Origin of the sequence: Pseudomonas sp. 2957 (assembly GCF_031456345.1) — a bacterium.
Classification (GTDB): Bacteria; Pseudomonadota; Gammaproteobacteria; order Pseudomonadales; family Pseudomonadaceae; genus Aquipseudomonas; species Aquipseudomonas siliginis.
Genome location: NZ_JAVDUL010000001.1, coordinates 1,075,388 through 1,093,564, shown reverse-complemented (window position 1 = coordinate 1,093,564; position 18,177 = coordinate 1,075,388). Strand labels below are relative to the sequence as shown.

The 18,177-nt window shown below is 57.9% G+C and carries 22 protein-coding genes and 1 tRNA gene; 8 read left to right on the top strand and 15 right to left on the bottom strand.

Translation table 11 applies throughout. The annotated features are described in order from the left end of the window. Positions 1 to 39: 39 nt before the first annotated feature. Both J2Y39_RS04910 and J2Y39_RS04905 read left to right on the top strand, forming a co-directional pair. Positions 40 to 342, top strand: a complete 303-nt coding sequence (locus J2Y39_RS04910) for a hypothetical protein (protein WP_041478556.1) — start codon at positions 40 to 42, stop codon at positions 340 to 342. A 290-nt stretch (positions 343 to 632) separates the two neighbouring features. Next, positions 633 to 845, top strand: a complete 213-nt coding sequence (locus J2Y39_RS04905) for a cold-shock protein (protein WP_003179963.1) — start codon at positions 633 to 635, stop codon at positions 843 to 845. Between the two features lie 65 nt (positions 846 to 910). Here J2Y39_RS04905 and J2Y39_RS04900 read toward each other — a convergent pair whose 3' ends face one another. Both J2Y39_RS04900 and J2Y39_RS04895 read right to left on the bottom strand, forming a co-directional pair. Beyond that, positions 911 to 1,228 (bottom strand): I78 family peptidase inhibitor, encoded by a 318-nt coding sequence (locus J2Y39_RS04900; RefSeq protein WP_095179508.1) that lies wholly within the window; start codon positions 1,226 to 1,228, stop codon positions 911 to 913. A gap of 166 nt (positions 1,229 to 1,394) precedes the next feature. Beyond that, positions 1,395 to 1,697 carry a hypothetical protein gene (locus tag J2Y39_RS04895; RefSeq protein WP_056784439.1) on the bottom strand — a complete coding sequence of 101 codons (303 nt, stop codon included), beginning with the start codon at positions 1,695 to 1,697 and terminating at the stop codon, positions 1,395 to 1,397. 129 nt (positions 1,698 to 1,826) lie between these two features. Here J2Y39_RS04895 and J2Y39_RS04890 point away from each other — a divergent pair, with 129 nt between their 5' ends. Beyond that, positions 1,827 to 2,027 carry a hypothetical protein gene (locus tag J2Y39_RS04890; protein WP_056784436.1) on the top strand — a complete coding sequence of 67 codons (201 nt, stop codon included), beginning with the start codon at positions 1,827 to 1,829 and terminating at the stop codon, positions 2,025 to 2,027. A 34-nt stretch (positions 2,028 to 2,061) separates the two neighbouring features. Here the strand turns inward: J2Y39_RS04890 and J2Y39_RS04885 are convergent, their stop codons facing one another. The 8 genes from J2Y39_RS04885 to J2Y39_RS04850 all read right to left on the bottom strand — a co-directional run bounded on the left by J2Y39_RS04885 (position 2,062) and on the right by J2Y39_RS04850 (position 9,675). Further along, on the bottom strand, positions 2,062 to 3,090 hold the full coding sequence (locus tag J2Y39_RS04885) for a nucleoside hydrolase (protein ID WP_056784434.1): 1,029 nt from the start codon (positions 3,088 to 3,090) through the stop codon (positions 2,062 to 2,064). 31 nt (positions 3,091 to 3,121) lie between these two features. Next, positions 3,122 to 3,526, bottom strand: coding sequence for a D-ribose pyranase (gene rbsD / locus J2Y39_RS04880; RefSeq protein ID WP_310215455.1), 405 nt, complete (start codon positions 3,524 to 3,526; stop codon positions 3,122 to 3,124). Continuing rightward, positions 3,523 to 4,440, bottom strand: a complete 918-nt coding sequence (gene rbsK, locus J2Y39_RS04875) for a ribokinase (protein ID WP_041478552.1) — start codon at positions 4,438 to 4,440, stop codon at positions 3,523 to 3,525. The genes rbsD and rbsK overlap by 4 nt, the downstream gene beginning before the upstream one ends. Positions 4,441 to 4,464: 24 nt before the next feature. After that, positions 4,465 to 5,484, bottom strand: a complete 1,020-nt coding sequence (locus J2Y39_RS04870; RefSeq protein ID WP_041478551.1) for a LacI family DNA-binding transcriptional regulator — start codon at positions 5,482 to 5,484, stop codon at positions 4,465 to 4,467. A 3-nt stretch (positions 5,485 to 5,487) separates the two neighbouring features. Continuing rightward, entirely contained in the window at positions 5,488 to 6,465 is a 978-nt protein-coding gene (locus J2Y39_RS04865; RefSeq protein WP_016774040.1) for an ABC transporter permease, read from the bottom strand. Continuing rightward, a complete protein-coding gene (locus J2Y39_RS04860; RefSeq protein ID WP_041478550.1) occupies positions 6,462 to 8,015 on the bottom strand; it encodes a sugar ABC transporter ATP-binding protein in 1,554 nt (517 codons plus the stop codon). The genes J2Y39_RS04865 and J2Y39_RS04860 overlap by 4 nt, the downstream gene beginning before the upstream one ends. A gap of 55 nt (positions 8,016 to 8,070) precedes the next feature. Beyond that, entirely contained in the window at positions 8,071 to 9,027 is a 957-nt protein-coding gene (locus J2Y39_RS04855) for a sugar ABC transporter substrate-binding protein (protein ID WP_024012403.1), read from the bottom strand. A 198-nt stretch (positions 9,028 to 9,225) separates the two neighbouring features. Further along, positions 9,226 to 9,675, bottom strand: coding sequence for a hypothetical protein (locus J2Y39_RS04850; protein ID WP_041478549.1), 450 nt, complete (start codon positions 9,673 to 9,675; stop codon positions 9,226 to 9,228). Between the two features lie 336 nt (positions 9,676 to 10,011). On the opposite strand from J2Y39_RS04850, the gene J2Y39_RS04845 reads away from it, so the two are divergent. The 3 genes from J2Y39_RS04845 to J2Y39_RS04835 all read left to right on the top strand — a co-directional run bounded on the left by J2Y39_RS04845 (position 10,012) and on the right by J2Y39_RS04835 (position 12,261). Continuing rightward, the gene (locus tag J2Y39_RS04845; RefSeq protein WP_095179504.1) at positions 10,012 to 11,100 is read left to right on the top strand and encodes an asparaginase; all 1,089 of its coding nucleotides are present in this window, start codon (positions 10,012 to 10,014) and stop codon (positions 11,098 to 11,100) included. A gap of 197 nt (positions 11,101 to 11,297) precedes the next feature. Then, positions 11,298 to 11,567 carry a DUF1654 domain-containing protein gene (locus J2Y39_RS04840; protein WP_016774035.1) on the top strand — a complete coding sequence of 90 codons (270 nt, stop codon included), beginning with the start codon at positions 11,298 to 11,300 and terminating at the stop codon, positions 11,565 to 11,567. Positions 11,568 to 11,571: 4 nt separating this feature from the next. Then, positions 11,572 to 12,261 (top strand): endonuclease, encoded by a 690-nt coding sequence (locus tag J2Y39_RS04835; protein WP_041478547.1) that lies wholly within the window; start codon positions 11,572 to 11,574, stop codon positions 12,259 to 12,261. An 82-nt stretch (positions 12,262 to 12,343) separates the two neighbouring features. Here the strand turns inward: J2Y39_RS04835 and J2Y39_RS04830 are convergent, their stop codons facing one another. Next, a complete protein-coding gene (locus J2Y39_RS04830; protein WP_122506441.1) occupies positions 12,344 to 12,709 on the bottom strand; it encodes an SPOR domain-containing protein in 366 nt (121 codons plus the stop codon). 250 nt (positions 12,710 to 12,959) lie between these two features. Here J2Y39_RS04830 and csrA point away from each other — a divergent pair, with 250 nt between their 5' ends. Continuing rightward, positions 12,960 to 13,154: a carbon storage regulator CsrA gene (gene csrA / locus J2Y39_RS04825; protein WP_003179932.1), complete on the top strand. Its 195-nt coding sequence runs from the start codon at positions 12,960 to 12,962 to the stop codon at positions 13,152 to 13,154. 219 nt (positions 13,155 to 13,373) lie between these two features. Here csrA and J2Y39_RS04820 read toward each other — a convergent pair whose 3' ends face one another. Together J2Y39_RS04820 and J2Y39_RS04815 are read right to left on the bottom strand one after the other, a co-directional pair. Further along, a complete protein-coding gene (locus J2Y39_RS04820) occupies positions 13,374 to 13,829 on the bottom strand; it encodes a DUF2214 family protein (protein WP_056784409.1) in 456 nt (151 codons plus the stop codon). 464 nt (positions 13,830 to 14,293) lie between these two features. Beyond that, positions 14,294 to 14,370, bottom strand: a tRNA-Val gene (locus J2Y39_RS04815). 183 nt (positions 14,371 to 14,553) lie between these two features. Here J2Y39_RS04815 and J2Y39_RS04810 point away from each other — a divergent pair. Then, complete coding sequence (locus J2Y39_RS04810; protein ID WP_310215443.1) at positions 14,554 to 15,837, top strand: FAD-binding oxidoreductase; 1,284 nt, start codon at positions 14,554 to 14,556, stop codon at positions 15,835 to 15,837. Between the two features lie 129 nt (positions 15,838 to 15,966). On the opposite strand, the gene J2Y39_RS04805 is transcribed toward J2Y39_RS04810, so the two are convergent. Both J2Y39_RS04805 and J2Y39_RS04800 read right to left on the bottom strand, forming a co-directional pair. Further along, complete coding sequence (locus tag J2Y39_RS04805; protein WP_310215441.1) at positions 15,967 to 16,938, bottom strand: XdhC family protein; 972 nt, start codon at positions 16,936 to 16,938, stop codon at positions 15,967 to 15,969. A gap of 1 nt (position 16,939) precedes the next feature. Continuing rightward, positions 16,940 to 18,175, bottom strand: coding sequence for a cytochrome c (locus J2Y39_RS04800; RefSeq protein ID WP_252877817.1), 1,236 nt, complete (start codon positions 18,173 to 18,175; stop codon positions 16,940 to 16,942). Positions 18,176 to 18,177 lie beyond the last annotated feature (2 nt).

The window sequence follows — 18,177 nt, the reverse complement described above, 5'->3', positions numbered from 1 at the left end:
TCAGATAACAAGACATTGACCCACAAGGAGCATCCTCGCATGCGTCTGAAAAGCTTATTCGCCCTCGTCGCTCCCGTCGTTCTGCTGCTGCCACTGAGCGCCCATGCCGACTGGCCAAAAGGCGAGCGCGAGAAGTACATGGCCCAGTGCACTCAGGCTGCCACCCAACAAATTGGTGCTGCTGCCGCCAAATCCCACTGCGCTTGCGGTGCCGATGCCATCAAGTCTTATCCGGCCAGCGACATTCAGGCACTGATGGACAACAAGGCGACTCCTGAATTGCAACAGAAAGCCCTTGGCCAGATCGCCAAATGCAAGGCAAATACCGCCCCGAAAAAATAAGAAAACCGGGCATTAACATCGGCTGAAAGGCGGAAAAAAGTGCTGGAAATGAGGCTTTTCAGACGATTTATGCAGGTTTTACAGGTTTTTTTATCGTCTTTACGTTTCGCTGAAAGCCTTTCAAACCGGGGCTTTCAGCGCAACCAGGTGGTAAAGAAAACACGACTGATTGGCAAACAGCACGTCCGGGGGGCTACCAAAGCGAACATTTCGACTATGATACCCGGGTGTGCCCAGTTGGCCTGAGCAGCACAGCACTACTGAAAATATATGTTTCTTGGAGATACACCATGTCTAATCGCCAAACCGGCACCGTTAAATGGTTCAACGATGAAAAAGGCTTCGGCTTCATCACTCCTCAAGGTGGCGGTGACGACCTGTTCGTACACTTCAAAGCTATCGAATCCGACGGTTTCAAAAGCCTGAAAGAAGGCCAGACCGTCTCTTTCGTGGCTGAGAAAGGCCAAAAGGGTATGCAAGCTGCACAGGTTCGCCCAGAGTAATTTCTCGGCGCACTAAAAAAACCCCGTCCTGGTGACGGGGTTTTTTATGCCTGAGACAAAAGGACTCAGCCGCAGTTGACGCGGGTGACTATCAGGTTGTTGTCGGTGTTCAGGTTCAGGCGATCGGAGCGGTATTCCAGGGTGATCATGTCGTTCGGCTTGAGAAAACGCGCATTTTGCGCCCCAGCCTTGGCACGCGCCTGATCCAGCAACTCAGGGGATGCCTTCTTGCCGATGGCAAATTGCGCCGCCGATGCTTCGCAGCGGCTATTTCCTGATTCAGCCGCCACGGGCTCCTTTGCCGACTCGCTGGAAGTTGTGCTGCAACCAGCCAACAGAGCAGCGGCCATAAGTGCACCCAGTGTCGCGAACTTCAAAGGCATGAAGCCTCCTTGTTTTCAAATGTTTAAGCAGAGATCGTGCGACCGCCAATGCGGCGTTTGGTTTCAAGGCTCAAGCCATGCCCTGCCCCACGAGCGGAAAAATGCCGAGTGTGCCTGAGCCGCCCTGTCCGGCTCATCAAACATTCGTGACTGAATATTAACGACCTTAATAAACGTCGATGTAGTCGTAGGGCGGATTCGGCCAGTTGTCTTTGAGTGCGTTGAAAATCTGCATCACCCAGACTTCATCGCTGGCTGCGACGTTACCCACATAGCCCGACCCCTTCGCCCAGGTTTCCAGGCGAAACAGCAGACCCTCGATATCCTGCCCACCGGTCACCGTAGACAGATAGGCAATGCCATCTTTGGTCACGCGCAATTGGTTGTGCACGTCGTCACTGCCCGAGGCAAGCAATTGGCGCACTGCTTCGAGTGTGAGGCCGTCAGGGGTATTCAGATCAATCTGCACAGCGGGGTCCTTTGCAAGCCGGAAAAGACCAAGTGTCGCATAGCGCTCCGCTCATGCCTAAGTCGCAGTGCCAAATGCCGCACAAAATGGTTAACTCGAAAACAGACATCCTGACCTTTCGAGCCTCCCATGACCAGTGTAAGCATCGACGCCGCCATCAACGCCAAATGGGCCGAAGGACACAGCTCTTACAGCCCCGGCACGACGGAAGAATTGGCGCTGATCGGCATTGATTTACTGGTCAAGGAGTTGGGGATAGAAGCGGCGCAGCATTTTATCAATCAGGTATTCGAACGCTATCCGATCAGCCAGGCCGAACAGCCGCAGTGAAAACCCGCAGGCAAACCGCCTGCGGGTTGACGAATTATTTCAGGCGTTTCAGGCGCTCGGTCAGCAGATCAAAGAATCCCTGGGCGTCGCCATTTTCGACCCAGAATGCATTCTTCGGTGCTTTCAGGCCGTCATACCAGTCAACAATGGTCTGGCCGAATGTCGGTCCTTCACGGCTATCCACCACGACGTTGACCGCCCGACCGGTAAACAACTCAGGCTTGAGCAGATACGCCACAACCGTCGCGTCATGCACCGGGCCACCTGGAATGCCGTAGTGCTCCATGTCGCCCTTGATGTACTCGTTGAGAATGTCGCCGACGATCTTGCTCGCATTGTTGTTCAGCGCGGCGATCTGCTTCAGGCGTGCATCGCTGGTCAGAATCTTGTGGGTCACGTCCAGCGGCAGATAGGTGAGCTTCACCCCGCTCTTGAGCACCACCTCGGCAGCCTGCGGATCGGCGAACAAGTTGAATTCAGCCACAGGGGTGATGTTGCCACCGTTGAAATGCGCCCCGCCCATGATCACCACTTCCTTGATGCCCTGAACGATTTCCGGCTCCTGGATCAATGCCAGAGCCAGGTTGGTCTGCGGACCGAGCATGGCAATGGTGATGCTGTGCGGTTTGGCCGATTTAAGAGTGTCGATCAGATAATTGACCGCATTGCCTTTCGCCAAGCCTTTCTTCGGTTCGTGAACCGTGACGCCTGACAAACCTTCCTTGCCATGAATGTTCTCGGCGTAGATCGGCGTGCGCATCAGCGGCTTCGGTGCGCCAGCGTAAACCGGCACGTCTTCGCGCCCTGCCCATTCGCGAGCCAGGCGTGCGTTACGCGAAGTCTTGTCCAGGCGCACGTTGCCGGCGACAGTCGTTAACGCGCGGATATTCAATTCATCCGGCGACGCCAGCGCGAAGAGCAAAGCGACAACGTCGTCAGCGCCTGGATCGGTGTCGATGATCAAATCGATTTTTTCAGCGGCCTGAACGCCGGTCGCAGTTATCACAGACAAAAGCAGCAGGCTCCGGACCAGTTGATGAAGTTTTGCAGCATAGCGTTGCATAGCGCATTCCTTGTGCAGGTGATATCGGAAATCAGAATGTAACCCCGGCGACCAGAACGATGTTGCAGTACGGCTGACATTCTCCTGTACGAATGATCGCCCTGGCTTGTCGGCTAAGCACCTTGAACTGCTCGTGGGTGAGCAGATCCCTACGGCCCAGCGCGCCCTCTTCGTTCAACGCGTCCAGATCGGCCAGCGCCGTGGGTTGTTTTTCGAAGATCTCTTTGGCCAGCACATGGCTTTCTACCTGCATCTCGCTGAGTACAACTTTCAGCGTGCTGACGAAATCAGGGATGCCATGGGTCAGTGCCAGATCAATCAACTCGACACCCGGTGGCACGGGCAAACCGGCATCGCCAATCACGACCATGTCACCGTGGCCAAGAGAAGCGATCAGTCGCGACAGCGCGACGTTAAGCAGAGGAGTCTTTTTCATGCGGGTTTGAACGCCTGTACTTCGGACATGGTTGGAATCGACGGTTGCGCACCGGCGCGGGTAACCGATAGTGCAGCGGCGATCTGACCGTAGCGAATCGCCTCGGCCTCAGACTTGCCATCGGCCAGCGCTGCGGCAAAACCGCCGACGAAAGTGTCGCCCGCCGCCGTGGTATCGACCGCCTTCACGGCCGGCGCGGGGAAATGTTCGAAGCCGTTGCCGTTGGCGAACAATGAGCCTTGCGCGCCTAACGTGACGATGACTTTGCCCGCGCCCATGGCAATCAACTGAGTGGCAGCCGTTTCTGCCGACTGCAGCGAGTCGACAGCGAGCCCGCTCAATGCGGCGGCTTCGCTTTCGTTGGGAATCAGATAGTCGATGGCGGCAAACCAGTCAGCCGGCAAAGGACGGCTGGCCGGCGCCGGGTTGAGAATGACGGTTTTGCCCAGCTCACGCGCACGCTTGAGCGCATGTCCGACCGTCGCATCGGGAATCTCGAGCTGACAGATCACTACATCGGCGGCCTGTAAAACCGCATCAAAACGGTCGATCACTGCCGGCGTCATCGCGCCGTTGGCACCGGCGACAATCACGATGGCGTTCTGGCTGTTGTCATCCACCACAATCAGCGCTACGCCACTGGAATCCTCTACGACACTGACAGCCTCGCAGTCGATGTGCTCGGCGAGCAAGGCATCACGCAATCGCACACCGTAGTCGTCATTTCCGACGCAACCGATCATTGCCACCTTAGCGCCCAAGCGCGCAGCAGCAACCGCCTGATTGGCGCCCTTGCCGCCAGACACCGTGGCAAAGGAATGACCAATCAGCGTTTCACCGCCGCGTGGCAGCCGTGGCGCCCGGGTGACCAGGTCCATGTTCAGGCTGCCTATTACCACTACATTTGCTGGCATACATCACTACTCATCAATTCGGTTTCAGCGATATTCGGTGAACACGCCGGACAGCGGCGCGGTCGATTCGCGCAGGACAATGCTCGGGGTCACGATGCGTTGATCGGTGCCCGAATCCGGCGCAGCAATTCTGCGCAACAGCACTTCGGCGGCCATCTCGCCCAGTTGCAGGATCGACTGGCCGACCGTGGTCAGCGCCGGATAGACATAACGGCTCATCTGAATGTCATCGAAGCCGATTACCGACAGCTCGGCCGGCACCCGGACATTACGTTCAGCCGCCGCACGCAGCACACCGATGCCAATCATGTCGTTACCGGCAAAAATTGCGCTCGGCGGATTGCTCTCGAGCAGCCGGGCTGCGGCGTTGTAACCGCCGGTGCTGGTGAAGTCGCTTTCGAGCATACGCTCCTCGCGCACCTCGATTCCCGCTTCTCGCAGCGCTCGGCAATAACCGGCCTGACGCATTTGCGCCACGCTGGTACTGGCCGGACCGCCAATGGTGGCGATGTCGCGATGCCCCAACTCGAGCAGGTGACGGGTTGCCAGATAAGCGCCGTATTCATGATCGATACGCACCAGATCGGCATTTACACCTTCCAGGCCCCGGTCAACGATAACCATCGGCGTCTTCACGCCTGCCAGCCCTTGCGCCAGACCAGTGTCACCGCCGGCGGAGGCGACGATCAAACCGTCGATGCGTTTTTCCAGCAACACGCGCAGATAACTGCGCTGCTTGTCCGGATTGTCGTCGGAGTTACAGAGGATCACGCAGTAACCGTTGCGCTCGCAGTAATCCTCGATTCCGCGCGCCAATTCAGCGAAGTACGGGTTGAGGCTGTTAGGCACCAGCAGGCCGATGGTCGCCGTGGTTTTGGCTTTCAGCGAGCGCGCCACGGCACTGGGCACGTAGTCGAGGCTTTTGATCGCCGCCTCGACTTTGCGCCGCACTTCTTGACTCACCGGGCGGGTGTTGTTCACCACGTGCGACACGGTCGTGTAGGAAATGCCCGCGAGCGCCGCTACATCCTTGATCGTTGCCATGGTTCAGCCCCGGCGACTGGCGCGTTGACTGCGATAGGTGTCGAGCACCACGGCGATAACAATTACCGCACCGGTGATGATGCGCTTGGTCGGTTCCGTCGCACCAATCTGCGCGAGACCGGCCGCGAGCACGGAAATGATCAACACACCAAAGAAAGTGCTGATAACCGAACCGCGTCCACCCATCAGGCTGGTACCACCGATAACCACCGCCGCGATCACTTGCAGTTCCAGGCCCGAACCTGCGTTCGGGTCAGCCGCCTCCAGACGCGAAATCTGAAACAGAGCGGCAATGCCCGCCAGCAGGCCCATAAGGCTGAACACCAGAATCTTGTAGGGCTTGGGATTGATCCCGGCCAGCCGCACGGCTTCTTCGTTGGTGCCGATGCCGATCAGGTAGCGGCCGAAAACAGTGCGGGTCAAAACTGCCTGCGCGATGAAGATCACCAGCAACGCGATGATGAACGAGGGTGAAATACCGAACGCGATCGGATTCGACAGCCAGGCGAACGCATCGCCGATGTACGCAGTCCGCGACCCGGTCATCTGATACGCCACACCGCGGGCCATTTCCAGCACGCCGAGAGAGACGATGAACGACGGAATCCGCCAGGCCACGGTGATCGAGCCAGTGATGGTCCCGGCTAGCGCCGCCACCGCCATGCCGAGCAGCGCCGCTGGCAAAACGCTCCAGCCCCAGCCGAGAATCGCAACGCTTACCGTCGATGCGGCCAACGCCAGCACCGAGCCGACGGACAAATCGATGCCGCCGATGATCAGCACAAAGGTCATGCCCACCGCCAGCACCATCAAGTCGGGAATCTGGTTGGCCAGGGTGCTGAAAGTGTTGTACGAGAGGAAATGGCTGCTCAGAACCGAGAACAGCGCAATCATCGCCAGCAAGGCACCGGCCAGGCCCAGATATGTGCCCAGGCCGAAGAAATTGCCACTACGTTTACTGGCAGAAGATGCAGTTTTCATGGGAGATCCCTAGGCGCTGCCTCATTGAGCAACGCATCACGTTTTTGGTAGCCGGCGAATGCGGCGGCAAGCAAATCATCCTGGGTCCAGCTGTCGCGCTCGAAGGTGTCGATCAGACGCCCCGCCGAAAGCACGCCGATCCGGTCGCAGATCAGCATCAACTCGCGCAAGTCACTGGACACCACCACCAACGCCTTGCCCTGGCGGGTCAACTCGCCGAGCAAACCGTAAATGTCGAACTTGGCACCGACATCGATTCCACGAGTAGGCTCGTCGAACAGCAGCACCGAACAGTCGCGCTCCAGCCAGCGACCGATCACGACCTTCTGCTGATTGCCGCCGGACAGCTCCGAAACCAACTGCGTCGGGCTCGAACTACGGATACGCATGGCCTCGATCTGACGCTGCGCCAGGGAAATTTCGTCGCCGTTGTTGACGAAACCGCCACTGGAGATTTCCGGCATGTTGCCCAGAGCGATGTTGGCGCTGATCGACTGACTGAGCAGCAGCCCTTCGCCCTTGCGATCTTCGGTGATCAACGCGATACCATTGCGTACGGCATCGACTGGCGAGCGAACACTCACGACCTTGGCCGGGGAGCCGAGCGCGATGGTGCCGCTGTCGGCAGCATCGGCACCGAATATCAGCCGCAGCAATTCCGTGCGCCCTGCCCCGATCAATCCGGAAATACCGAAGATCTCCCCGGCACGCACCTCGAAAGAGACGTCGCGGACTTTGTCAGAGCGGGTCAGCCCTTTGACCGTCAACGCCGGAGCGCCGATCTTGCGCGGCCCCATGTCGATGTGTTCGCCCAGTTCGCGACCGACCATCAAGGTGACCAGTTGCTCGCTGTTGTAGTTGGCCATCGGCTCGACGCAGACCAGATTGCCGTCACGCAGCACGGCAATACGCTGCGCCACCCGCGCCAGTTCTTCGAGACGGTGAGAGATATAGATGATGGAAACGCCGCGGGCCTGCAATCGGCTGATCTGCTCGAAGAGCATTTCGACTTCGCGCGCCGTGAGCATCGCGGTCGGCTCGTCAAGGATCAGCACATGGCAGTCGCCGATCAGGTTGCGCGCGATTTCGACCATCTGCTGATGGCCGATACCGAGTTCGCCGACCAGCGTGTCCGGATCGATCGCATCGAGGCCGACTTGCGCCATGGCTTCTATCGCGGCCTTGCGCAACTGCTTGCGGCTGATCCAGCCCGCGCTGCTCGGCAGATTATCCAGAAAGAGGTTTTCCGCCACCGACAGCGTCGGCAACAGATTGAGTTCTTGCATGACCATGCGCACGCCAAGCTCTTCAGCCTGGGTACGGCTGCCCGGACGATAGTCCTTGCCGTGGAATTGCATCTGGCCGGTAGTGGGTGTGACCAAACCACCAATGATCTTCGACAGGGTACTTTTGCCGGCACCATTTTCGCCGGTCAGCGCCAGTACTTCACCGCGCATCAGCGTCAGATCGATGCCGGTGAGCACCGGTTGCGCATAGGTCTTGCCGATACCGCTGACCGAGAGGACAGCGTTCGGGGCGGAAACTGACATAGAAATCTCCATGCGCTCGCCCGGACGGACGAGCGCCGTTGTGTCGCCAGATGACTTACTGGGTGACCAGCTCGACCGGTGTTTCGATCACGCCGTTGGCACCGCTGTCGACTTTCTCGCCTTTGATGATCTTCAGCGCGGTTTCGATGCCGAACACGGCCTGCTTGGCTGCAAACTGATCAGCCGTCGCCAGCACGCGGCCGTCCTTGAGCATTGGCTTGATGGCATTGATATTGTCGTAACCGACGACTTTCACCTGCCCAGCCTTACCAGCGGCACGGACTGCGGAAACGGCACCGACCGCCATGCTGTCGTTACCGGCCAGCAGTGCTTTGACATCCGGGTATTCACTGAGGATCGAAGCCGCAACCTTGTTGCCCTTGTCGATTTCCCAGTCACCGGACTGCAGCGAGACCACTTTGATCTGCGCGGCTTCCATCGCGTCCTTGAAACCGGCCGTGCGCGCCTGCGCGTTGGTGGTGGTGGACACGCCTTCGATGATGCCGACCTCGTCGCCCGCCTTCAGTTGCTTGGCCAGATATTCGCCAACCAGACGTGCACCCTTGCGGTTGTCCGGGCCTACGAAAGGCACGTTGATGTTTTTGCTTTTGACTACGGCGGGATCGAGCTGGTTATCGATGTTGATGACGGTGATACCGGCGTCTACGGCCTTCTTGATCACCGGTACCATGGCCTTGGAGTCAGAAGGCGCGATCACCAGTGCATTCACCTTGGCCAGGATCATCTGTTCGACGATGCGAGTCTGGCCGGCGGTGTCGGTTTCGTCTTTGATACCGTTGGAGATCAGATCGAAATCGGCGGAGTGTTCTTTCTGGTAGGCCTTGGCGCCGTCTTCCATGGTCAGGAAGAATTCGTTGGCCAAAGATTTCATGACCAGCGCGACTTTGGGCTTTTCTGCAGATTCGGCGAACGCCGAGGAGACAGGTAGTGCGGCGGCTGTGGCAGCCAGCATAGCGACAGCAAGAAGACGTGCGGCGAATGGCAGCTTCATGGGTTCACTCCGATCTTATGATTATTGTGAGCAACGTTTGCGCTGACGTAACCTACGTCACGGCTCCGGGAGCAGATGCCCTTCCAAGCCGCGCAAACGTTTGCGTAGACCGAACTATGAGAATCCCGCTGACATTTGTCAACAATCAGAAATCGTCTTTTGTTGTAGGCCGAATCGCCGAGTCGGCCATCTGACGCTTCAGGCGGTCGTGTTGACCAGGCCACCGCTGGTAGCGCTTTTCGACATCTCCTTGACCAACGCACCCGCCACTTCTGCCAGTGCGGCGCTGGTTTGCGCGATCTGGCCCTGAATCGACATCACTGCCTGGGACTTCGCTTCGGGAGTCGGATAGCTTGCAGCCTGAGCCGCAGCCAGTTGCTGTTGCTGCTCCTGAAGTTGCTTCTGCAATTCCTTCATCCGCTTGAGCAACGTCTTGACGGTGATGCTGAGATTGCTGTCAGCCTCGGTTTCACTGTTTTCCTGCACGGGCCCGCCACCGGTTCTGACCTGATTCTTCTCAGTCTTTTCGGTACCCAGCGCCTGCGCCGAAGTCTCATTGGTCGCATCGTTCAGGCTGTTGATCGTCGCTGCAGTTTTACCGCCAATGGTGACTGCAGCGGGATTGGCAAAACCGACCGTCAGTGACATGTGAACTCCTAAGATTTGGTTTCCTTGAGGACGCATCGGCCTGAGAGCACATTTCTTTAGCGGGGATTTGTCACCCGCCTGGCTTTTCAGAGATTGCCTATCGGCGAGCCGAACACGAATCCGCCTGTCGTTCGGAATCCCGGATGGATGAATCCTCAACGATGCTCCAGCCCTCGACAAATATTGATTTAAATCATTGGGTTAAACATTTTCCGCCAGCACATTACGCATGGTATGAATCCTGCTCCCATCCTTGCACCTCGAGCATTCAGATCGGCTTGGGGCGCATCTAGATGAACCTGCATCAGCACCGTCTCACGACTAGAGAGAAAAATAATGAAATCTGCTTTCAATACTTTGATTCCGGGCGCATTGGCCCTCCTCCTGCTCCTGCCTGCTGCCCTTCAGGCAAAAGAAGCCGAAACCCAGACGAAACTGGCCAACGTCGTCGTCCTCGCCACAGGCGGCACCATCGCTGGCGCCGGCGCCAGTGCGGCCAACAGCGCCACGTATCAGGCAGCAAAAGTCGGTATCGAACAACTGATTGCCGGCATTCCCGAGCTGAGCAAACTGGCTAACGTGCGTGGCGAACAAGTCATGCAGATCGCTTCGGAAAGCATCACCAACGACAACCTGCTGCAATTGGGTCGTCGCGTTTCCGAACTGGCTGACAGCAAGGACGTGGACGGCATCGTTATCACCCACGGCACCGACACCCTCGAAGAAACCGCTTACTTCCTGAACCTGGTCGAGAAGACCGACAAGCCGATCATCGTCGTAGGTTCGATGCGTCCGGGCACTGCCATGTCGGCAGACGGCATGCTCAACCTGTACAACGCCGTCGCCGTGGCGAGCAGCAAAGAAGCACGCGGCAAAGGTGTGCTGGTGACCATGAACGACGAGATCCAGTCCGGTCGCGACGTCAGCAAAATGATCAACATCAAGACCGAAGCATTCAAAAGCGCCTGGGGTCCGCTGGGCATGGTGGTCGAAGGCAAATCCTACTGGTTCCGCCTGCCGGCCAAGCGTCACACCATGGATTCGGAATTCGACATCAAGGACATCAAGAGCCTGCCTGACGTAGAAATTGCCTATTCCTACGGCAACGTCAGCGATACCGCCTACAAGGCACTGGCTCAAGCCGGCGCCAAAGCCATCATCCACGCCGGCACTGGCAACGGTTCGGTATCTTCCCGCGTGGTTCCATCCCTGCAAGCGCTGCGCAAGGATGGCGTGCAGATCATTCGCTCGTCCCACGTCAACGCCGGCGGCTTTGTCCTGCGTAACGCCGAACAGCCCGACGACAAATACGACTGGGTTGTCGCTCACGACCTGAACCCGCAGAAAGCCCGCATCCTGGCGATGGTTGCACTGACCAAGACCAACGACAGCAAAGAGCTGCAACGGATGTTCTGGGAATACTGATTGAACATCGCCTGATCACTTCTCGATCGGGCAATTGCGCATCACCTGTCAGCTTGGCAGGTGGTGCCCCGCTTACACCCTTCCAATACTTTTCCCACAAAAATCTCGACAAGTCCTACACCAAAATCGGAAACCCGCTGTCAGAGGATTTTCTTGAATTTTAAGCAGTTGCGAAATCGCTTACAGTTAAATACTGTATGCACGTACAGCTTAATAAGGATAACCTCGTGGCCACCTCTCCTGCTGCTCCTGACGCTTATGAACGCATGGGTATGCGCGTTCAGAAAATCATCAATTCCCCCACCGCACAAAAAGCCAAAGCCGCACTGATTTTCCGTCTGCCGGATGAGCCGATGGACGACTGGGAGCGCTTGCTCGAGGAAATCGACGAGAACGACAACGTCACCCTCGCCTATCGCGATGACGGTGGCGTGCAGATTTTTTGGGTTGTGCCGAAGGAAGATTGATTCAATGAGTGTCCGCTGTGTTGCTTTGCTGTTGTTGTTTTTCGCCGTGGGCGCCCAGGCTGGCGCCCCACGTACATTTTCCGAAGCCAAGAAAGCTGCATGGAAACTTTATGCGCCGCAGTCCACGGAGTTTTACTGCGGCTGCAAGTACACCGGCAACCGCGTCGATCTCAAGGCTTGCGGCTATGTGCCGCGCAAGAACGCCAAGCGTGCATCGAGGATCGAGTGGGAGCACATCGTGCCAGCGTGGCAGATCGGGCATCAGCGGCAGTGCTGGCAGCAAGGCGGACGCAAGAATTGCACGCGTTACGATCCGGTTTATCAAAAGGCCGAAGCTGACCTGCACAACCTGGTACCGAGCATCGGTGAGGTCAACGGTGATCGCAGCAACTTCAGCTACGGCTGGTTGCCGGTGCAGTCCGGTCAGTATGGATCCTGCCTGACGCAGGTCGACTTCAAAGCGAAGAAAGTCATGCCCCGCCCTTCGATTCGCGGCATGATCGCCCGCACGTATTTTTATATGAGCAAACAATACGGACTGCGGCTGTCGAAGCAAGATCGGCAGTTGTACGAAGCGTGGGACAAGACCTATCCAGTGCAGGACTGGGAACGTCAGCGCAACCAGAGCGTGGCGTGCGTGATGGGGCGCGGCAACGAGTTTGTCGGCTCGGTAAATCTTAAAGCCTGCGGCTGATTGCAGCGGAAATAAAAAGGCCTCGAGCGTTATGCTCGAGGCCTTTTTAATGTCTGTTCAGCGTGTTTTGAAGGCGCTTCCCTTATGGCGTTAGCGGATGCTCGATCACCACCGATTCGATATTTTGTTTTTTGGCTTTTACCAACGCCGCATCCACCTGCACCTTGCGCGCCTCGGCGTCAGCCTGGGAATTGAACGGACCGATCAGAATTCGTGTTTTACCGCTGCCGTCCTTGACGACCGTCGGAACGAAAGCGTGCTCGATCAACCAGCCGCTCAGGTCACTGACGGCCTGAGGGGTCTCGCCACGCACTTCCAGATCCCACTGTGGCGCGGCGGCCGCCGGCGCTGCCGCGACCTTTGCCTCAGGCTTTGGCGCATCTACATTCTTGCCTTCACCGCAGCCTGCCAATGCCAGTGCCGCTACCAGCCAAACCAATTTGCGCACAACGCTTTCCTCGGAATTCACAAAGCGGCGATCTTATCATTCATAAATACTTCGCGAGCCCCGCAAAATGGGCACAAAACAACGAGAATGATGATTGCAGCCTCTGTATAGTTACGCCCTGGGAATTAATGCCGCATCTGCGCGTCAGAAAGAGGCACCCAAACCGTGAGACTTCGCACTAATCTATAGATACCACCGACCTCTGCACTGTCTGAATCAGGTGCCCTACAAAGCAATCAAGGAGAAGACCATGCTGATACTCACCCGCAAAGTCGGTGAAAGCATAAACATTGGTGATGACATCACGATCACCATCCTCGGAGTCAGCGGCCAACAGGTTCGCATCGGCATCAACGCTCCGAAAAACGTGGCGGTGCACCGTGAAGAAATTTACCAACGCATTCAGGCCGGCCTGACCGCTCCGGACAAGCCGCAAACACCCTGAGCCACTTTGCATTACGTAGCCAGTCCTATTGCCGTCGCGCAAGACTGGCTAAAGATTCACGCGCCGTTTAGCCATCCGCATTTCACCCCGCTGGGCACGGCGCCTGAAGCACACTGACTCCTTTCACTTGTCACTCCCTCCTTTCTTACGCCGATATTACCTTTCACTCCCGGAGCTGGCTGTCGGACGTTTCCGATAGAGCGCGGAGAATTTCGCCTTCTAAGCGAATATCACGCCACGCGCCATGCCCGTCGCCGCGACCATCATCAGGATCAGCAGCAGCGCTTCAACATGACTGATTCGCGCGTACAACTTCGCACGCCCGGCATCAGGCGCTACCCCGCGCGACGATGCGATGCGCCATTTGATCAGCGTGATCATGGGTGCAAGCTCTACCAGCAGGATCAGCACTAACAACGTCATCTTCAGATGAAACAGCGGCTGATGCAGGTAATAGTCAGAGCCTTTCTCGTAACCACCAAACGCACGCATCGCTCCGGTTATAAGCAGCGTCAAAGCTGAAAGCCCCCAGAGGTTATCCGCGAGCAGCACGCGCTTGAGCTCTCCCGTGCCCGCCGAGAGCTGGCTGAACGCTGTGCCGCGCGTCAGTACCGCCCAGAAAGCCAAGGCAAACGCGAATAGATGAACAGCCGCAAGGATCCACTGACTCAGCATCGACGCACTCCCTTACAAAGAGTTGAAAATCGGCCAGTCAGTAGTAGACGAAAAAGCGGGGCCTCGCTTGGAGGTGACGGCGAGACAGATGCCAAACGCCAAATCGCAGGCAAAAAAAATCCCAAGCAGCTGATGGAAGCTTGGGATTTAAAAATGCATAAACCGTGGTGGTGAACGCGGAACGGATGTTACTTAAATTCCCATCATGCAACAAGGCTTTTTCGATAACCGGTTGGAGAAAAAGAGCTGTAAGCCTTTGGATATTCAGGTGTTTTCAACTACGAAATGTAAGAAGAACGCACCAAAATGGCGCTTGATCGCTTTGCGCTAACAGTAATGAATGGAGAGCTGAACAGAGCGAAGCGGAAATGACCGGGAACAAGCGTTGCGGAAATCGCAGACAACAAAAAAGGGCCCACCTTTCGGTGAGCCCTTCTAGACCGCCCAGCAGAGCGGATTTTGTTTGGTAGGCGCGATTGGACTCGAACCAACGACCCCCACCATGTCAAGGTGGTGCTCTAACCAACTGAGCTACGTGCCTGCTGTGAGGCGGCATTCTACGGAATTCCGGAGGGGTGTCAACACCTTTTTTTCACCTAACCCTATGAATATGCAAAATATTTAATTTCGCCTCAGCGACGAAGATTTTCCGGTGGCTGGCGGAGGTTTTTCAACTCGGGTAGGATCGACGCACTCGTAAAATATATTAAACAGAGGCGGCAGGATGGCGAACACCCAATACCCAGAGTCTTATTACGCTGCGTCGGCCAATGCCGTACCACCACGCCCTGTGCTGCAGGATGATGTGGAGACGGACGTCTGTGTGATCGGCGCCGGGTATACCGGGCTGTCGTCCGCTCTGTTTCTGCTGGAGCACGGATTTCGTGTAACCGTGCTGGAAGCGGCCAAGGTCGGTTTCGGCGCTTCGGGGCGTAACGGCGGGCAGATCGTTAATAGTTATAGCCGCGACATTGACGTCATCGAACGCACCGTCGGCCCCAAGCAGGCGCAATTGCTCGGCGAAATGGCCTTTGAAGGCGGCCGGATCATTCGCGAGCGCGTGGCCAGATACAACATCCAGTGCGACCTGAAAGACGGTGGTGTATTCGCCGCCCTTTCCGCCAAACAAATGGGCCACCTTGAATCGCAGAAACGGTTGTGGGAACGCTTTGGTCACACTCAGCTGGAACTGATGGACCAACGCCGCATCCGTGAAGTGGTGGGTTGCGATCAATACGTCGGTGGCATGCTCGATATGAGCGGCGGCCACATCCATCCGCTGAATCTGGCACTCGGTGAAGCGGCGGCAGTCGAGTCTCTCGGCGGCACCATCTATGAGCAATCACCTGCCGTGCGCATCGAGCGCGGGGCCAATCCGGTTGTGCGTACACCGCAAGGCAAGGTCAGGGCCAGGTTCATCATCGTCGCCGGCAACGCCTATCTTGGTAATCTGGTGCCCGAACTGGCGGCCAAATCGATGCCGTGCGGCACTCAGGTGATCACCACCGAGCCCTTGGGTGATGAGCTGGCGAAAGCATTGCTGCCGCAGGATTACTGCGTGGAGGATTGCAACTATCTACTCGACTACTATCGCCTGACCGCCGACAAACGCCTGATCTTCGGCGGCGGTGTAGTCTATGGCGCTCGCGATCCGGCGAACATCGAAGCGATCATTCGCCCGAAGATGCTCAAAGCTTTCCCGCAACTCAAGGACGTGAAGATCGACTACGCCTGGACCGGCAACTTCCTGCTGACCCTTTCGCGCTTACCGCAGGTCGGGCGCCTGGGCGACAACATCTATTACTCGCAGGGCTGCAGCGGCCACGGCGTCACCTACACGCACCTGGCTGGCAAAGTCCTCGCCGAAGCGTTGCGCGGTCAGGCCGAGCGCTTCGATGCCTTTGCCGACCTGCCGCACTATCCCTTCCCCGGCGGGCAATTGCTGCGCACACCGTTTGCCGCGCTGGGCGCCTGGTATTACGGGCTGCGCGATAAGTACGGTCTATAAACACCATTGTGGCGAGGGGATTTATCCCCGTTGGGGGTGCGAAGCGCCCCCTCTTGAGCAGGAGGGGACTACTGCGCAGTCCAACGGGGATAAATCCCCTCGCCACAGTAGATTCAGCAAGGCTTAGGATCAGAGCTGATCCCGAGCGATCCCGCTGCGAATCCGCAGGATATCCGCCAGCACCGCCAGCGCAATTTCCGCCGGTGTCTTGCTGCCGAGGTTGAGGCCGATCGGCGCATGAATCCGCGCCAGCTCCGCCTCGCTCAAACCACCAATGCGACGCAAGCGCTCAAAGCGTTTTTGCGATGTCTGCAGCGACCCCATCACACCGATGTAAAACGCCTCGGTGCGCACCGCTTCCATCATCGCCAGATCGTCGATGCGCGGATCATGGGTCAGCGCCACGACTGCTGTGTCGCGATGGCAGCCACCGTCGGCAATGAACACCGAAGGCAACTGCCGACGGACCTCCACGCCATTGAGCACCACACCTTCAAGCACTTCATCACGCGGATCGCACAGAATCACTTCGAAGCCAAGCCCTACAGCAAACTCGGCACAGGCCTGCGCCACACTGGAGTAGCCAGCGAGCAACAAACGCTGTGCTGCACCAATACGGATGCGCACCCGATCAATCTCACGCTCGATCCGTGCACCCTGCTCGCGATCAGCCAACAGAACGCGCGCACCGCTGGCCAGATCGACTTCGCGAAGCAGACGACGTTGACCCAGCAGCGCTGATTCCAGTTCACGCAGATGCGCCTGCACCGCGCAGTCGGCGTCAAGTTTTTCCACCAACACATCGAGAATGCCACCGCAAGGCAGACTGACCCGCGAGCGCGGATCATCGCCTTCGCCGTAACGCACGACGCTGACTGCTTCGAGAAACGCACCTTCGGCAACGCGCTCAAGAAAATCCTCCTCAACGCAACCGCCCGACAGCGAACCGATCCACTGCCCGCTTTCGTTCACCGCGAGCAGCGAACCCGGCGCGCGCGGAGCCGAGCCGTAAGTGGTCAGCACCGTGCACAGCCAGATTCGCTGCCCGGCCACCGACCATTCCAGCGCCCGACGCACCACTTGCAGATCGAGATGCTGCATATCAGTGGGCCTTGTGCTCGACGCTCGGCGCGTCGGCTTGCAGCTTCTGCACTTCGCTCACCGCCAGTTCAGCCCTCTGGCCGCCCCAACCCTGACGCAGGTAGTTGAGCAGATCAGTCAATTGCTCAGGACTGAGCTTTTCAGCAAACCCCGGCATCGGCTGCATGCGCTCGAACCCGGAGAACTTCTGTTCGCCGATGCCGTCCTCGATCACTCGCAACAGGTTGCGCGGATCTTCCAGACGCAACGTGGTGTTGCCGCGCATGGCCACTGCGATGTGCGGTTTGCCTTCACCGCCAGCCGCGTGACAACCGGCGCAGACGTTCAGATATTCCTGACGGCCGCGCTGAGCACTCGCGCTGAGCTTGTCCAGCGGTACTTCGACGAGCTCTTTGGCTGGTGGCGGTTGCTCGCCAAGCAGGAACGTCGCCATTGCCGCCAGATCAGCATCGCTCAGACCTTGAGTGCTGTTGTGAAACACCGGGAACATTTCGTTGAACATCGTTCCTTGCGCGCTCATGCCATGCTTCAGAAACGTGCTCAGATCCTGCTGATTCCAGCCGCGCGCGGCCAGGTCGGTGGCCAGCAGGCTCGGCGCGAGATAACCATTGAGAATGCCGCCGGTCATGCGCTTGTCCATTTGCATCGCGCCCGGCAGGCCACGTGGCGTGTGGCATTCACCGCAGTGGCCGAGCACATCGACCATATACTGGCCGCGCTTCCACGCCGCACTTTTGCCTTCGGCCGGCTCCAGCTTGACGTCTTTACCGTAGAGCATGTTCCAGCCGGTCAGGCCCAGACGCACGTTGAACGGAAAGCTCAGGCTGGTCACCGGCGCGGCGCGTTCGATCGGCTCGATGGTTTTCAGATACGCGTGAATCGCATCGGAATCGGCGCGCGGCATCAGGTGATACGAAGTGTACGGCATCGCCGGATACAGATTCGCACCGTCGCGCCGTTTGCCTTCGGTCAGCGCAGCGAAGAACTCGTCATCGTTGTACAGACCGATGCCGTGCTCTTTGCTCGGGGTGATGTTGGTGCCGTAGATCGTGCCGAACGGCGACACGATCGGCAGGCCGCCGGCATACGGCGCGCCACCCGGTGCGGTGTGGCAGGCCATGCAGTCGGCAGCGCGGGCGAGGTATTCGCCGCGCTTGACCTGATCATCGGCGTGGACCGCCAAAAACGGCGCAGCCAGTCCGACCGCAAAAGTCAGGCGGGTCAGTAAACGCTTCATGC

Coding starts and splice junctions, on each gene's coding strand:
- J2Y39_RS04910 (WP_041478556.1), top strand. CDS start 40: ATGCGTCTGAAAAGCTTATTCGCCCTCGTCGCTCCCGTCGTTCTGCTG.
- J2Y39_RS04905 (WP_003179963.1), top strand. CDS start 633: ATGTCTAATCGCCAAACCGGCACCGTTAAATGGTTCAACGATGAAAAA.
- J2Y39_RS04900 (WP_095179508.1), bottom strand. CDS start 1,228: ATGCCTTTGAAGTTCGCGACACTGGGTGCACTTATGGCCGCTGCTCTG.
- J2Y39_RS04890 (WP_056784436.1), top strand. CDS start 1,827: ATGACCAGTGTAAGCATCGACGCCGCCATCAACGCCAAATGGGCCGAA.
- J2Y39_RS04885 (WP_056784434.1), bottom strand. CDS start 3,090: ATGCAACGCTATGCTGCAAAACTTCATCAACTGGTCCGGAGCCTGCTG.
- rbsD (WP_310215455.1), bottom strand. CDS start 3,526: ATGAAAAAGACTCCTCTGCTTAACGTCGCGCTGTCGCGACTGATCGCT.
- rbsK (WP_041478552.1), bottom strand. CDS start 4,440: ATGCCAGCAAATGTAGTGGTAATAGGCAGCCTGAACATGGACCTGGTC.
- J2Y39_RS04870 (WP_041478551.1), bottom strand. CDS start 5,484: ATGGCAACGATCAAGGATGTAGCGGCGCTCGCGGGCATTTCCTACACG.
- J2Y39_RS04865 (WP_016774040.1), bottom strand. CDS start 6,465: ATGAAAACTGCATCTTCTGCCAGTAAACGTAGTGGCAATTTCTTCGGC.
- J2Y39_RS04860 (WP_041478550.1), bottom strand. CDS start 8,015: ATGTCAGTTTCCGCCCCGAACGCTGTCCTCTCGGTCAGCGGTATCGGC.
- J2Y39_RS04855 (WP_024012403.1), bottom strand. CDS start 9,027: ATGAAGCTGCCATTCGCCGCACGTCTTCTTGCTGTCGCTATGCTGGCT.
- J2Y39_RS04850 (WP_041478549.1), bottom strand. CDS start 9,675: ATGTCACTGACGGTCGGTTTTGCCAATCCCGCTGCAGTCACCATTGGC.
- J2Y39_RS04845 (WP_095179504.1), top strand. CDS start 10,012: ATGAAATCTGCTTTCAATACTTTGATTCCGGGCGCATTGGCCCTCCTC.
- J2Y39_RS04840 (WP_016774035.1), top strand. CDS start 11,298: ATGCACGTACAGCTTAATAAGGATAACCTCGTGGCCACCTCTCCTGCT.
- J2Y39_RS04835 (WP_041478547.1), top strand. CDS start 11,572: ATGAGTGTCCGCTGTGTTGCTTTGCTGTTGTTGTTTTTCGCCGTGGGC.
- csrA (WP_003179932.1), top strand. CDS start 12,960: ATGCTGATACTCACCCGCAAAGTCGGTGAAAGCATAAACATTGGTGAT.
- J2Y39_RS04820 (WP_056784409.1), bottom strand. CDS start 13,829: ATGCTGAGTCAGTGGATCCTTGCGGCTGTTCATCTATTCGCGTTTGCC.
- J2Y39_RS04810 (WP_310215443.1), top strand. CDS start 14,554: ATGGCGAACACCCAATACCCAGAGTCTTATTACGCTGCGTCGGCCAAT.
- J2Y39_RS04805 (WP_310215441.1), bottom strand. CDS start 16,938: ATGCAGCATCTCGATCTGCAAGTGGTGCGTCGGGCGCTGGAATGGTCG.
- J2Y39_RS04800 (WP_252877817.1), bottom strand. CDS start 18,175: ATGAAGCGTTTACTGACCCGCCTGACTTTTGCGGTCGGACTGGCTGCG.